Annotated in this window: 11 protein-coding genes; 8 read left to right on the forward strand and 3 right to left on the reverse strand. The window is 65.9% G+C overall.

The annotated features are described in order from the left end of the window. The first annotated feature begins 115 nt into the window (after positions 1-115). The 5 genes from QZ546_RS09570 (at position 116) to alr (ending at position 5477) form a co-directional block, all read left to right on the forward strand. Positions 116-1258 (forward strand): acyl-CoA dehydrogenase family protein, encoded by a 1143-nt coding sequence (locus QZ546_RS09570; protein WP_294236524.1) that lies wholly within the window; start codon positions 116-118, stop codon positions 1256-1258. Between the two features lie 130 nt (positions 1259-1388). Further along, positions 1389-2438: an enoyl-CoA hydratase/isomerase family protein gene (locus tag QZ546_RS09575; protein WP_294236525.1), complete on the forward strand. Its 1050-nt coding sequence runs from the start codon at positions 1389-1391 to the stop codon at positions 2436-2438. A 13-nt stretch (positions 2439-2451) separates the two neighbouring features. Continuing rightward, positions 2452-3228, forward strand: coding sequence for an enoyl-CoA hydratase (locus QZ546_RS09580; protein ID WP_294236527.1), 777 nt, complete (start codon positions 2452-2454; stop codon positions 3226-3228). Between the two features lie 98 nt (positions 3229-3326). Next, positions 3327-4253 carry a 3-hydroxyisobutyrate dehydrogenase gene (gene mmsB, locus QZ546_RS09585; protein WP_294236709.1) on the forward strand — a complete coding sequence of 309 codons (927 nt, stop codon included), beginning with the start codon at positions 3327-3329 and terminating at the stop codon, positions 4251-4253. Between the two features lie 195 nt (positions 4254-4448). Continuing rightward, a complete protein-coding gene (gene alr, locus QZ546_RS09590) occupies positions 4449-5477 on the forward strand; it encodes an alanine racemase (RefSeq protein ID WP_294236529.1) in 1029 nt (342 codons plus the stop codon). A 326-nt stretch (positions 5478-5803) separates the two neighbouring features. On the opposite strand, the gene QZ546_RS09595 is transcribed toward alr, so the two are convergent. From QZ546_RS09595 to QZ546_RS09605, 3 genes are all read right to left on the reverse strand, one after another. Continuing rightward, complete coding sequence (locus QZ546_RS09595; protein WP_294236531.1) at positions 5804-8983, reverse strand: TonB-dependent receptor; 3180 nt, start codon at positions 8981-8983, stop codon at positions 5804-5806. 192 nt (positions 8984-9175) lie between these two features. Then, positions 9176-10348 (reverse strand): acetyl-CoA C-acetyltransferase, encoded by a 1173-nt coding sequence (locus tag QZ546_RS09600; RefSeq protein WP_294236533.1) that lies wholly within the window; start codon positions 10346-10348, stop codon positions 9176-9178. Between the two features lie 23 nt (positions 10349-10371). After that, positions 10372-11418, reverse strand: a complete 1047-nt coding sequence (locus QZ546_RS09605; protein WP_294236535.1) for an alpha/beta fold hydrolase — start codon at positions 11416-11418, stop codon at positions 10372-10374. Between the two features lie 44 nt (positions 11419-11462). Here QZ546_RS09605 and phaR point away from each other — a divergent pair, with 44 nt between their 5' ends. The 3 genes from phaR (at position 11463) to hslU (ending at position 14185) form a co-directional block, all read left to right on the forward strand. Further along, positions 11463-12011 carry a polyhydroxyalkanoate synthesis repressor PhaR gene (phaR, locus tag QZ546_RS09610; protein ID WP_294236537.1) on the forward strand — a complete coding sequence of 183 codons (549 nt, stop codon included), beginning with the start codon at positions 11463-11465 and terminating at the stop codon, positions 12009-12011. 320 nt (positions 12012-12331) lie between these two features. Continuing rightward, complete coding sequence (gene hslV / locus QZ546_RS09615) at positions 12332-12874, forward strand: ATP-dependent protease subunit HslV (RefSeq protein ID WP_058744342.1); 543 nt, start codon at positions 12332-12334, stop codon at positions 12872-12874. Positions 12875-12886: 12 nt separating this feature from the next. Continuing rightward, positions 12887-14185: an ATP-dependent protease ATPase subunit HslU gene (gene hslU, locus QZ546_RS09620; protein ID WP_294236540.1), complete on the forward strand. Its 1299-nt coding sequence runs from the start codon at positions 12887-12889 to the stop codon at positions 14183-14185. The last annotated feature ends 162 nt before the right edge of the window (positions 14186-14347 follow it).

Genomic DNA, 14347 nt, shown 5'->3' on the forward strand with positions numbered 1-14347 from the left:
TTTTTTCAAGCAGAAGACGGCATACGAGATCTAGTACGGTCTCGTGGGCTCGGAGATGTGTATAAGAGACAGCCCCCCTCCGGGAGGAGGGGCTTCAGATAGACGAGACCCACCGATGACCCAATTCGACCTCACCGACGAGCAGTGCGAAATCCAGGAACTGGCGCGCCGGTTCACCGCCGACCGCATCACGCCCTTCGCGGCGGAGTGGGACGAGAAGCACATCTTCCCCCGCGATACGATCAAGGAGGCGGCCGAACTCGGGTTCGCCGCCATCTATGTCTCCGAGGAATCCGGCGGCATCGCGCTCGGGCGGCTGGAGGCGGCGCTGATCATGGAGGCGATGGCCTATGGCTGTCCCTCCACCTCCGCCTTCATCTCCATCCACAATATGGCGTCGTGGATGATCGACCGCTTCGGCGATGCGGATGTGAAGGCGCGGTATCTGCCCGATCTCGTCACCATGGAACGCATGGCCAGCTATTGCCTGACCGAGCCGGGTTCGGGCTCCGACGCGGCCGCGCTCAAGACGCGGGCGGTGCGTGACGGCGACCATTATGTCGTCTCGGGCGCCAAGCAGTTCATCTCGGGCGGCGGCGAGAATGAGGTCTATGTCACCATGGTTCGCACCGGGGAGGATGGGCCGAAGGGCATTTCCTGTCTGGTGATCGACAAGGACACACCCGGCGTCTCCTTCGGCGCGAACGAGCGCAAGCTGGGCTGGCATTCGCAGCCGACGCGGCAAGTGATGTTCGACAATGTCCGCGTGCCGGTCGCCAACCGGCTGGGCGCAGAGGGTGAGGGCTTCCGCATCGCAATGATGGGGCTGGACGGCGGGCGGCTGAATATCGGCGCCTGCTCGCTGGGCGGCGCGCAGCGCTGTCTGGACGAAGCGGTGGCCTATGTGAAGGACCGCCGCCAGTTCGGCAAGGCGATCGCCGAGTTCCAGAATACGCAATTCACCCTGGCCGACATGGCGACCGAGCTGGAGGCGGCACGCGCGCTGCTCTACCTCGCCGCGGCCAAGGTGACGGCGGGAGCGCCCGACAAGACCCGCTTTGCCGCCATGGCCAAAAGGCTCGCGACCGATACCGGATCGTCGGTGGTCGACCGGGCGCTCCAGCTGCATGGCGGGTACGGTTATCTGATGGACTATCCGATCGAGCGCTTCTGGCGCGACCTGCGTGTGCATTCGATCCTGGAGGGCACCAACCAGGTGATGCGGATGATCGTTGGACGGGATTTGTTGAAGGACTGAGCCCACCCACCGGCACCACCCCGGCGAAGGCCGGGGTCCAGTTGCCAACCAGCCGGTGGCGCGCCACGTCATTCGCGGCATCTGGGCCCCGGCCTTCGCCGGGGTCGAAGAAAAGGATAGAAGGACGGGCATGACCCAAGACCTGATCGTCACCCGCGAAGGCCCGGTCGGGCGGCTGCGGCTCAACCGGCCCAAGGCGATCCACGCGCTGACCCGCGAGATGTGCGAGGGCGTGCTGGCCGCGCTGGAGGACTGGCGCGGCGACCTCGGCGTCGAGGCGATCCTCATCGACCATGCCGAGGGGCGCGGCTTCTGCGCCGGGGGCGACATTCGCCTGCTTGCGGAAAGCGGTGCGGGCGATGGCGAGGCTGCGCGCGGCTTTTTCCATAGCGAATACCGGATGAACCACCGGTTGTTCACCTATGCCAAGCCCGTTGTCGCGTTCATGGACGGCATCACCATGGGCGGCGGGGTCGGCATCTCCGCGCCCGCGCGATTCCGCGTCGCCACCGAGAATACCCGTTTCGCCATGCCGGAGACGGGCATCGGCCTGTTCCCCGATGTCGGCGGCGGCTGGTATCTCTCGCGCCTGCCGGGGCGGATGGGGGAGTTCCTCGCGTTGACCGGGCATCGGCTCGACGGGGCGGAGGCCCATGCGCTCGGCCTGGTGACCCATTATCTGCCCGCCGCCGCATTGGAGGAGGCGAAGGCCGCGATCATCGCCGCGCCGCAGGCGATCGCCGCGACGCTCGACCGCCTCTCCACGCCCGCTCCGCAAGCCAAGATCATGGCCCATGCCGCCGAGATCGACCGGCTGTTCGCCGCCGACACGCTGGAGGACATCATCGCCGCGCTGGAGGCCGATGGCGGCGAATGGTCAGTGCAGCAACTGGCCGTGCTGCGCACCAAATCGCCGCAAGCCTGCAAGGTCTCGCTCCGCCTGCTGCGCGAGGGGCGGCTGACCACCGATTTCGCCGACGAGATGCGCCGCGAATATGGCGTCGCCTCGCGCGTCGTGCAGCGTCCCGATTTTATCGAGGGCGTTCGCGCGCTGATCGTCGACAAGGACAATGCACCGCGCTGGAACCCCGCTACGCCCGAGGGCGTGACCGACACGATGATCGACCATATCTTCGCCCCCATGCCCGAGGGGCAGGCCTGGACACCCGACGACCGCTGAGAAGGACGCCCGCATGACCGAATACAACACCCTGATCGTCGAGCGCCGCGACGCGGTGACGCTGGTGACGCTGAACCGGCCCCAGGCGCTGAACGCGCTGAATGCCGAACTGCTGTCCGAATTGCTCGACGTGATGCGCGCCTATGACGCCGATCCCGAGCAGCGCTGCGCCGTCATCACCGGCTCGGCGAAGGCCTTTGCGGCGGGCGCGGACATCAAGGAGATGCAGGAGATGGACTTTGCCGCCATGTATGGTGGCAACCATTTCACCGGTTGGGACGACTTCACCCGCACGCGGAAACCCATCATCGCGGCTGTCGCGGGCTATGCGCTGGGCGGCGGGTGCGAACTGGCGATGATGTGCGACTTCATCCTCGCCGCCGACACCGCGAAATTCGGCCAGCCCGAGATCAAGCTGGGCGTGACGCCGGGCATGGGCGGCTCGCAGCGGCTGGCCCATGCGGTCGGCAAGGCCAAGGCGATGGAGATGTGCCTGACCGGCCGGATGATGGACGCCGAAGAAGCCGAGCGTTCGGGCCTCGTCGCGTGCATCGTCCCCGCCGCCGATCTGGTCGAGGAGGCGCTGAAGACCGCCGCGACCATCGCGGCCATGGCGCCGATCGCGGTCAAGGCGAACAAGGAAATGGTCAACGCCGCCTTCGACATGGGTCTGGCGCAGGGCGTGCAGTTCGAGCGGCGGCTGTTCCACGGTCTGTTCGGATCGGCCGACCAGAAGGAAGGTATGGCGGCGTTCGTCGAGAAGCGCCTGCCGGTCTGGACCAACCGCTGATGAGTCCCACGCCCCTCCTTCAGGTGGGGGGATGGGGGAGGGAAAGCCACAGGCGATGGTCTCGGTGAGACCCCGTTCCCTCCCCAAACCCCTCCCGCCTGCGGGAGGGGTTTAAGAATAAGAAAAAGAAGAGCGTAGGAGAGAGCATCATGGCGCGGATCGCCTTTATCGGCCTGGGCAATATGGGCGGCGGCATGGCCGCCAATCTGGCAAAGGCGGGGCATGACGTCCGCGCCTTCGACCTGTCGGCGGACGCGCTGGCGGCGGCGAAGGCGGCCGGGTGCCTGCCCGCCGACAGCGCCATCGCCGCGATGGACGGCGTCGAGGCGGTCGTCACCATGCTGCCCGCCGGAACCCATGTCGAGCGCGTCTATGCCGAGGCGGTCTTCGCCGCCGCGCCGCCCTCCGCCATCCTGATCGACTGCTCGACCATCGACGTCGCCAGCGCACGCCGGGTGGCCGACGCCGCCAAGGCCAAGGGCATGATGGCGGTCGACGCGCCCGTATCGGGCGGGATCGCCGCGGCGAAGGCAGGCACGCTGACCTTCATGGTCGGCGGACCCGAGCAGGCCTTCGAACGCGCCGAGCCCTTCCTGTCCGCCATGGGCCAGGCGGTAATCCATGCCGGCGGTCCTGGTGCTGGCCAGGCGGCCAAGATCTGCAACAACATGCTGCTCGGCGCGACGATGATCGCGACCTGTGAGGCGTTCGTGCTGGCCGAGAAGCTGGGGCTGGAAGCGCAGACCTTTTACGACATCGCCTCGGTCTCGTCGGGGCAGAGCTGGTCGATGACCAAATATTGTCCGGTTCCCGGCGTCGGGCCGGAGACGCCCGCCGATCACGACTATCAGGGCGGCTTTGCGGCGGCGCTGATGCTGAAGGACCTGAAGCTGGCGATGGAGGCCGCTCGCGACGCGGGTGCGACCACGCCGATGGGCGAGCGGGCGGCCGAACTCTATGCGGCGTTCGTGGGCGAGGGGCAGCCGCCGGTGGATTTCTCCGGGATCATCCGCACCCTGCGGTAAATCCCACCGCCGTTCCGCCTGCGCGACGTCGAAGGCAATGCGATGGATGATCCACATGCGGGCCCTCGCGGATAGGGTTTCCCTTGGCCTTCGACTTCGCTCAGGCGGAACGGCGGTTCGGGTCGGGGGCGCGGGTTCGGAAAAACCCATCGCGCCTTTTCCCGCCCGCCGATGCGGCCTAAAGCCCGGAGGGTGATGGAAATACCCGCCCCCCTTCGCCTGCGTATCGACCGCGATGCGCTCATGTCCAACTGGCAGGCGCTCGATCGGTTGAGCGGGGCTGCGACATGCGGTGCGGCGGTGAAGGCCAATGGCTATGGCCTGGGCGCGATCCAGGTCGCCGAGACGCTGGCCGGGGCAGGGTGCCGGGACTTCTTCGTCGCCAACTGGGCCGAGGCGCGGGCGCTGGCCCCCTTGGGGCTGACCGTTTCGGTGCTGCACGGCCTTCGCGCCGAGGATGTGGCGGCCGCGCGGGCGGGATTCGCACGGCCGGTCCTCAACACGCCCGAACAGATCGTCCGCTGGCGCGAGAGTGGCGGCGGCCCCTGCGACGTGATGGTCGATACCGGCATCAACCGACTGGGCGTGTCGGTCGAGGCGGTGCGGGAGGGGCTGCTCGACGGGCTCATGCTCGAGACGCTGCTGAGCCATCTCGCCTGTGCCGATGAGGACGTGCCGATGAACGCGCGGCAGCAGGCGGTCTTTGCCAGCCTGAAGCACCGCACTCCGGCGCGGCGGATGAGCCTGGCCAATTCGGCGGGCATCGGCCTGGGTAAGGATTATCATTTCGATCTCACCCGGCCGGGGCTCGCTCTCTATGGGGGCGTGCCGCGGGCCGACATGGCGGCGCATCTGCGGTCCGTCGTCCGACCGGAGGCCCAGATCCTGCAGCGGCGCATGGTGCCGGCTGGCGAGACGGTCGGCTATAACGCCACCTGGACCGCACCGGCTTCGACCGAGGTGGCGATCCTCAATCTGGGCTATGCCGACGGTTATCGCCGCGCCCTGTCGGGCCTGGGGGCCGCGATCGTCGATGGCGTCGCGCTGCCGGTGCTGGGCCGCGTGTCGATGGACCTCATCGCGATCGACGTGTCCGCGCGTCCTGGCCTGGCCGAGGGCGACTGGCTGGCGATGGATTACGACCTTGCACGCGCGTCGGCGCTGTCGGGCGTATCGCAATATGAATTGCTGACCGGGCTCGGTCAGCGTTTCGCGCGAGGATAAAAAAGGCGTTTATATACCTTGCAAACGAGCCAAGTCGGAGATGCCAGAATGATTGACGGCGTTTGCTGTTTCTGCGGCGAGCCTGTCGCCGAGGTTGGGTTAGACCCATGCACCCTCGCCATTTTTACCAAAGGCGAGGGCAATCAGTCGTGGCCCTGTCATGCGGCGTGTTATCGTGAGCGGCTCGGCGTCCACTTGCCTTATGGACAAGAGCTATTTGAGAGCGGCGATCACTGACGCGCTACGCGTGTTTGCAAACTACATAATCGCCATAAAAAAAGGGCCCTCCCGAAGGAGGGCCCCGATCAGGTCCGATCCGAAAGGGATCAGAAGTTGGCCTTGAACCCGGCATAGAAGAACCGGCCGATATTGTCGTACGGATCACCCGATGCGACGCCCAGCAGGTCGTAGGGTGGCTTCTTGTCGGTCACGTTGTCGACGCCGACATAGAAGCGGAAACGATCGGTGGCGTTAAAGCCGACCTGGATCGAGTGGTAGAAGGCCTCCGGATAATAGACGACCGGATAGGCGTCGGGATTACGCGCGGGACGGCCGTCATAGCTGTTCTGCGTTTCCCACTCGCCGATCGTCGACTTGCCTTCGTAGCGCAGGCGATACTGAATATCGAAGGTTTCGAAGTTCAGGTTGCCGACGAACTGACCACGCCATGCCGCATAGCCCAGTTCGCTCTTGTAACGGTCGCGATAGGTGGGGTCGCCCACATCGGTGTAGCCGTTATTCTGCGCCATGTAGCTGGCCAGAACGCGCAGGTTCAGCGTGCCGGTGTCGCTGATCCGGGTGCGATAGGCCATCTCGATGTCGATGCCCGAGGTTTCCAGCTTCGCATAGTTGAAACCCTGCGAGAAGAACGACGGACCCGTGGTCGGGAAGGACACCGTCGCGCCGCCATGCAGGACATTCTGCTGACCGGCGAAGGTGCCGTTCGGGTTGCGGAAGACCGCTGCGCAGAACGGATTGCTGATGCCGCTCGGATTGTCATAGCACTGGTTGACGATCGTCTGGGCGCCCAGCGAGAAGATCGCGTCCTTGATGGTGATGTTGTAGTAATCGACCGTCAGCGAGAAGCCGCGCAGCGCCTGCGGCTGGATCACCGTGCCGACCGTGAAGCTGCGGCTCTTCTCGGCCTGCAGGTCCGGGTTGCCGCGGTTGAAGCCGTAGATGCCCGATGCCGCGACGTTCGTGAACGGCTCGGTCGTGCCGTTGAAGGTCTGGGTCGTCGGGACACCCGCTGCGGCGCAATTGCGGACGCGGTTCGGGTTGTTGTTGATGTTCGCCTGGCTGCACGGATCGGACAGGCCGTTGGCGAAGGTCTGCGAGTTGGTCGAATAGAGTTCGCTCAGCGACGGGGCACGGACCGACCGGGCATAGCCGCCGCGGAAGGTGATGTCGCGGACCGGCGACCAGATCGCGTTGATGTTGTAGGTCCAGGGCGTGCCCGCATTGCCGACATTGTAATGCGAGACGCGCGCCGCACCGGTCAGGGTCAGTTCGTGGAAGAACGGGCGATCCGCCAACAGCGGAACGCTGAGTTCGCCGAACGCTTCCTTGATGTCATAGGCGGGAGGCGCGAAGGTCGGGATGGCGTTCAGGAACGTCGCCCCGCTGGCGGTCAGGTCGTCATACTTGGAATAGGCCGTCTCGCGGCGATATTCGCCACCCAGCGAGAAGGTGACGTCGCCGCCCGGCAGGCGGAACAGCTTGCCGTTGATATAGGCCACGGCGTCGAACTGCTCGGCCTTCTGCTTGCGCGTCGAGGTGATCGAGAAATAGTTCAGTGCGGCCTGGCTGACCTGACCCTGGCCGAACAGGTTGACCGGAACGCAGGCCGGATCGTCATTGGTGGTCGACGCATCGGCGTTGATGCCGCAGACGATCTGACCGGCGGCGTTGCGCACCGCGTTGATCGAGTTCAGATACTTCTGCGTAACATAGTTGCCGTTGGTCTTGTAGAAGGTGTCGAGGCGACCATAGTTCGCCGACACTTCATAGTGCCACCCTTCCGCGAAATCGCCCTCGACGCCGCCGACGATGCGGAACGTCTCACGACGATGGACTTCGCCGCGACCACCGAAGTCGACGTTGAAGCGCTGCGCCGTGAAGGTCGTGGCACCCGGCGCGAGCGCCGACACCAGCGTGGCGCGTGCCTGGCTGGTCAGGAACGGGTTGTTGATGCTGAAGGTGTTGTTGGCAAAGGTCGGCTGACCTTCCTGCAGTGCGTCGATACGCACATATTTCGCCTCGACGAACGGCTTGAACGCGTCCGAGATATCGAAATGCGCCAGGATATTGCCCGAGAAGCGTTCCAGCTTGGGCTGGAGCATACCGGTCAGGCGCAGCGTGGAGCCCTGGCCGCCGACGCAATTGCCCGAGCCGAAGGGGCGCAGGTCGGTGATGCAGTTGTTCTGGGTCAGCGAACCATCGGGATTGAAGACGAAGGTCCGGCCATATTGGCTGAGCGAATTCGAGCTGCCGATATTGGCCAGGCCCGAACAGGCGACGCCGCGCCGCGCCGCGAAGGCGGCAGCCGATTCACCCGTCGCAGCGACCGTCGGGCAGGACGCGGTGAACAGACCGCCTTCCGAGATCGTGTTGTTGCGGATGTTGCGCAGGAAGGCGGTGTCCGGAATGCCATCGCCCAGCGACGATTCCGGGCCGGTGCGGATCGCACCGCCATTGGGGTTCAGCTGCGGGCCGGTATTCTGGACGGCGTTGAACTGGCTGCGGCCCGAATAGGCGCCGGTGATGTCGTCGCGGTCGGTGTAATAAACGACGTCCGAAACCGAATATTCGGCGGCGGCAGCGATGTTGCCGCGACCTTCGGCGAAATTCGTGCCGGCGGTCAGCGCGCCGAAATAGGAACCGCGCGTGCCATGGCTGGAAATGCCGCTCTGGCCGGTGGCGCGAATGCCCTCGAAATTGCGCTTCAGCACGAAGTTGACGACGCCGGCCATGGCGTCCGAACCGTACACGGCCGAGCTGCCGCCGGTCACGACGTCGACGCGCTCGAGCAACTCGGTCGGAATGGTATTCGTGTCGATCACGAAGCTGCCGGGCTGCGCCGTCACGTGACGACGACCGTTGACGACGACGAGGGTACGCTGCGTGCCCAGGCCGCGCAGGTCGAGCAGGTTCAGACCGGCGGTGCCGATGAAGCGGGTCGAGTTCGCCTGGCTATAGGTCGAACGGAGCGCAGGAAGCTGGTTGAGCGAGTCGCCCAGGTTCAAATTGCCGGTCGAGGTCAGCAGTTCGGCGGAGACCGACGTGACGGGAGTCGGCGAGTCGAGATTCGGACGGGCCAGGCGCGAGCCGGTGACGATGACTTCGCCCTTGGCCTGCGCATCACGCTCGGCGACGTTCGGGTCGGTGGCGGCATTCTCTTGCGGCTGCATGGCGGTGGTGTCGGCTGCAGCCGTTTGTGCGGTTGCGACCGCCGGCATGAGGACCAAAGTGCTGGCCAGCGCAGAGGCGCCCAGCAGGGTACGCATATTCATTCTTTACCCCCGTTATGACGGATCGTTCATGTCCGTTCATCCAAGGGAAAGAAATTTCAGGCGGGAAAACAAGCGTTCATGAAACACGCAATAAAAAATCTGTCATCGTTGTTGCAGGGATGTGACAGGTTCGACACATCCCTGCAATCTAACCGTTAATCGCGTAATTATCGGAAAGAAGCGTATTTATCGCTCAACACACATGGCGATGCCCATGCCGCCGCCGATGCACAGCGTGGCCAGGCCCTTTTTCGCGTCGCGCTTCTGCATCTCGTAGATCAGCGTCGTCAGCACGCGCGCGCCGCTGGCGCCGATCGGATGGCCCAGCGCGATCGCGCCGCCATTGACGTTGACCTTGTCCGGGTCGAGACCCAGTTCCTTGCCGACCGACAGCGCCTGGGCGGCAAAGGCTTCGTTCGCCTCGATCAGATCGAGGTCGCCGATCGTCCAGCCCGCCTTTTCCAGCGCGCGCTTCGTGGCGGGCACGGGGCCGATGCCCATGACGGACGGATCGACACCCGCCGAGGCCCAGCTCTTGATCGTGGCGAGCACGGGGCTCCCACGCTTCTCGGCTTCCTCGCGGCTCATCAGCACGATCGCGGCGGCGCCGTCGTTCAGGCCGGAGGCATTGGCGGCGGTCACGGTGCCGTCCTTCTTGAAGGCGGGGCGGACGCCCGAGACGCTCTCGAGGGTCGCACCGGCGCGGATATATTCGTCGTCGGCGACGACCGTCTCGCCCTTGCGGGTCTTGATGGTGACGGGGGCGATCTCGTCCTTGAAGCGGCCCTCGCCGCGCGCCTTCTCGGCCAGGTTCTGCGAGCGGACGGCGAAGCGGTCCTGCTCGTCGCGAGTCACCTGATATTGCTCGGCCAGGTTCTCGGCGGTGATGCCCATGTGATAGCCCGCAAAGGCGTCGGTCAGGCCGTCATGCACCATGGTGTCGACCATCGTCAGCGGGCCCATCTTGGTGCCGGCGCGCATCGTCTGGGCATGGGGCGACAGCGACATCGACTCCTGGCCGCCCGCGACGACGATGGTGGCGTCGCCATTGGCGATCGCCTGAAGCCCCAGCGCGACGGCGCGCAGGCCCGATCCGCAGACCTGGTTGACCCCGTAAGCGGGCACTTCCTTGGGGATGCCGGCAGCCATCGACGCCTGGCGGGCGGGGTTCTGGCCTTGCGCGGCGGTCAGCACCTGGCCGAGGATCACCTCGGACACGTCCTCGCCCTTGATGCCCGCCTGTTCCAGCGCGGCGGTGATCGCCACCCGGCCCAGCTCGTGCGCGGGCGTGGCGGCGAACGCGCCCAGGAAGCTGCCCACGGGGGTACGCTTGGCGGCGGTAATGACGATCTCGGTCATGAAGGCTCCTCTCAACTTCCACTCTATTTAGGCATGGGCAGCGCGGCGATCCAGTCGGCCAATGGTTGCCAGAGCTGTTCTTCCGCACGTCCGCCGACGACCATGCCGACATGGCCGGTCCCGCCGGGTCGCCGGTCGGGCAGCCTGATCGCGGTGGCGGCGGGGACGATCCGGTCGGCGGTCGCGACGAATTCGATGCTAGGCGCGTCGCATTGCGCGGGTGTGACGGTCGCGCCTGCGACGCGCCATCGTCCCTGACCGGGACGATCCTCGGCGATCAGTTCCTCGAACAGCTCGCGGCCAAAGGCGTGGGGCAGGGGGGCGCCCTGATTGGCCCAGTCCTCCAGCCGGATGAAGCGCCGCGCCGCCTCGCTGCGTGGGTCGAGATTGGCGAAGGCGGCATATTTGGCGATGGTCCGGCCCGGGTCGAGCCGCCAGAAGCCCGCCTGCAACGCCTCCATGGGGACCAGGCCCAGCGCTTCGGAGGTCGGCTTGATCCCGGTCCATTGCGCGGCCATCGCGGCGCGGGCTTCCTCGCCATAGCCGGTGAAGTGCCAGGGCGCGGCGATCGCGGCGAGCCCCGCGACCCTGCTCCGCGCCGCCGCCGCCACCGCGAGCGTACCGCCGAGGCAATAGCCGACCAGAACCGGCGGTGTCGGGAAGGTCGCGATCAGCGGCAGCAGGAAGCGCTCGACATGGCCCGCCACATCGATGTCGCGGTCGCGTGCGCCGGGCGTGCCCCAGTCGATCAGCCAGGGATGAAAGCCGCGCCCCCGCAACCAGCGGATGAAGGAGCGGTCGCGGGACAGATCGAGGATCGAGGGCGGGTTGATGAGCGATGGGATGAACAGGACCGGCCGACCTTCGCCGCCCGCATCGCGCAATTTCACCCGGCCGCGACGGCGGCGGACGGGCAGGGCGCGCATCGGGCGTTCGCGCCTGGCGGCCTGGAATCGCCGCAGCCCCTCCAGGGCGCGCTGCACCAGTTCGGGGTTTTCCGCGGTTTCGCTGCGCAACATCGCCAGGAACAGCGGCAAAGGGCGCGGACCATGTTGCGATGCGAAATCCATGGCGTTAGGTTACACCAAAATCATGACAGGAAAGGCGGGGGTCGATGAAGAAGCAGGCGGCGGACGGCATCGTGATCGTCAAGAAATACGCGAACCGGCGACTCTATAATACCGAAACCTCCTCCTACATCACGCTGGACCATCTGGCGGCGATGATCCGCGCGGGCCGCGACTTCAAGGTGGTCGACGCCAAGACCGACGAGGACATCACCCATAATGTCCTGACCCAGATCATCATGGAAGAGGAAAGCCGGGGCGAAACGATGCTCCCGGTCAATTTCCTGCGCCAGCTGATCGCGATGTACGGCGATTCGATGCAGGCGGTGGTGCCGGGTTATCTGGAAGCGTCGATGGACAGCTTCCGCCGCAACCAGGAACAGTTCAAGTCGGCGGTAGAGGGCGCGTTCGCGAACACGCCCTTCGCCGACATGGCCAAGCGCAACCTGGCGATGTTCGAGGCGGCGACGCAAGGGTTCAAGACGGCGGCGGCGACGCCCGCCCCGACCCCCGCCCCCAGCAAGGACGACGAGATGGCCGCGCTGAAGGCGGAGCTGGCCGCGCTGAAGGACAAGATCGAGAAGCTGGGGGAGTAATCCCGACCCGCCGTTCAGCCTGAGCGAAGTCGAAGGCCACGCTGAATACGGTGGCGATCGAGCATCCCTCTATTCCTCCCCTGCAAGGGAGGGGGACCAGCGAAGCTGGTGGAGGGGTGTCCCCGGTCGCGAGCGCGGCACCACCTCTCCAACCGAGACACCCCTCCGTCAGGCCTTCGGCCTGCCACCTCCCCTTGTAGGGGAGGAATGAAAAGGTGGCCTTCGACTTCGCTCCGGCTGAACGGAGGTCGGCCCCCCCTCCATTGAACCCGCGCCCACCCGCATCCATATCGCCGCGCATGAGCGGGAATGAACACGCTATGCCCACCTGGCATGGCACGACGATTTGCTCGGTGCGCCGTGGCGGCCGGGTGGTGGTGGCCGGGGACGGTCAGGTTTCGATGGGCCAGACGGTCATGAAGCCCAATGCGCGGAAAGTCCGGCGCCTGGGCGATGGCTCGGTCATCGGCGGTTTCGCAGGCGCGACGGCGGATGCCTTCACCCTGTTCGAGCGGCTGGAGGCCAAGCTGGAGCGGCATAACGGCCAGCTGCTGCGCGCCGCGGTCGAGCTGGCCAAGGACTGGCGGACCGATAAGTTCCTGCGCAACCTGGAGGCGATGATGATCGTCGCCGACAAGGACGTCACGCTGATCCTGACCGGCAATGGCGACGTGCTGGAGCCCGAGAATGGCATTTGCGCGATCGGGTCGGGCGGCAATTACGCGCTCGCGGCGGCACGCGCGCTCGTCGACTATGAACAGGATGCCGAGACGATCGCGCGCAAGGCGATGGCGATCGCGGCCGATGTCTGTGTCTACACCAATGACCGCGTCACGCTCGAAGCCATCGACGGCGCGCAATAATTTAGGGTTCCCATGAACGACCAGTTGACCCCCAAGGCGATCGTCGCCGCGCTCGACGCGCATATCATCGGTCAGGCCGACGCCAAGCGCGCGGTGGCGGTCGCGATGCGCAACCGCTGGCGCCGCCAGCGCCTCGGCGCGGATTTGCGCGACGAGGTGACGCCCAAAAACATCCTGATGATCGGCCCGACCGGCTGCGGCAAGACCGAGATCAGCCGCCGTCTGGCCAAGCTGGCCGACGCGCCCTTCGTGAAGGTCGAGGCGACCAAGTTCACCGAGGTCGGCTATGTCGGCCGCGACGTCGAGCAGATTGCGCGCGACCTGGTCGAGGAAGCGATCCGGCTGGAAAAGGAGCGCCGCCGCGTCGCGGTGAAGGACAAGGCGGAAGAGGCGGCGATGAACCGCCTGCTCGACGCTTTGGTCGGCAAGGATTCGAGCCAGGCGACGCGCGAGGCCTTCCGCCAGCGCTTCCGCGACGGTCATCTCGACCAGACCGAGATCGAGATCGAGCTGGAACAGGCCCCGGCCATGCCGTTCGAGATTCCGGGTGCCGCGCCGCAGATGATCAACCTGTCGGAGATGATGGGCAAGGCGTTCGGCGGCGGCCAGCCGCTCAAGCGCCGCAAGCTGACCGTCGGTGCGGCGTGGACCAAGCTGGTCGAGGAAGAGGCCGACAAGCGGCTCGACCAGGACGAGGTCAGCCGCGCCGCGCTGGCGGACGCCGAGGCGAACGGGATCGTCTTCCTGGACGAGATCGACAAGATCGCGGTCAGCGACGTGCGCGGCGGTTCGGTCAGCCGCGAGGGTGTGCAGCGCGACCTGCTGCCGCTGATCGAGGGCACCACCGTCTCGACCAAATACGGCCCGATGAAGACCGACCATATCCTGTTTATCGCGTCCGGCGCCTTCCATGTCGCCAAGCCGTCCGACCTGCTGCCCGAGCTTCAGGGCCGGTTGCCGATCCGGGTCGAGCTGAAGGCGCTGACCGAGGGGGATTTTGTCGCGATCCTGTCGGATACCAAGGCGTCGCTGCCCGCGCAGTATAAGGCGCTGATCGGCACCGAGGGGGTGGAGATTTCCTTTACCGAGGACGGCATCGCCGCGATCGCGCGGATTGCGGCCGAGGTGAACAGCCAAGTCGAGAATATCGGCGCGCGGCGGTTGCAGACGGTGATGGAGAAGCTGCTCGAGGAGGTAAGCTTCGAGGCGGAGGATCGTCAGGGCACGACCCTGACCGTGGATGCGGCCTATGTCGACAAGCAGTTGTCGGCGGTGGCGCGGAATACAGATTTGAGTCGGTTTGTTTTGTGATCGTCGGGGTGTGGGCTCGGTGAGACACCGTGGCCCTCCCCCATCCCCTCCCGTTTACGGGAGGGGAGCGGCAAGACCAAAGGTCGTGGATCAACGCCTGCGTTTCGATCCGGGCACGCCCCTCCCGCAAGCGGGAGGGGATGGGGGAGGGCTAGCCCCAGG

The organism is uncultured Sphingomonas sp. (assembly GCF_913062585.1).
Taxonomy (GTDB): domain Bacteria; phylum Pseudomonadota; class Alphaproteobacteria; order Sphingomonadales; family Sphingomonadaceae; genus Sphingomonas.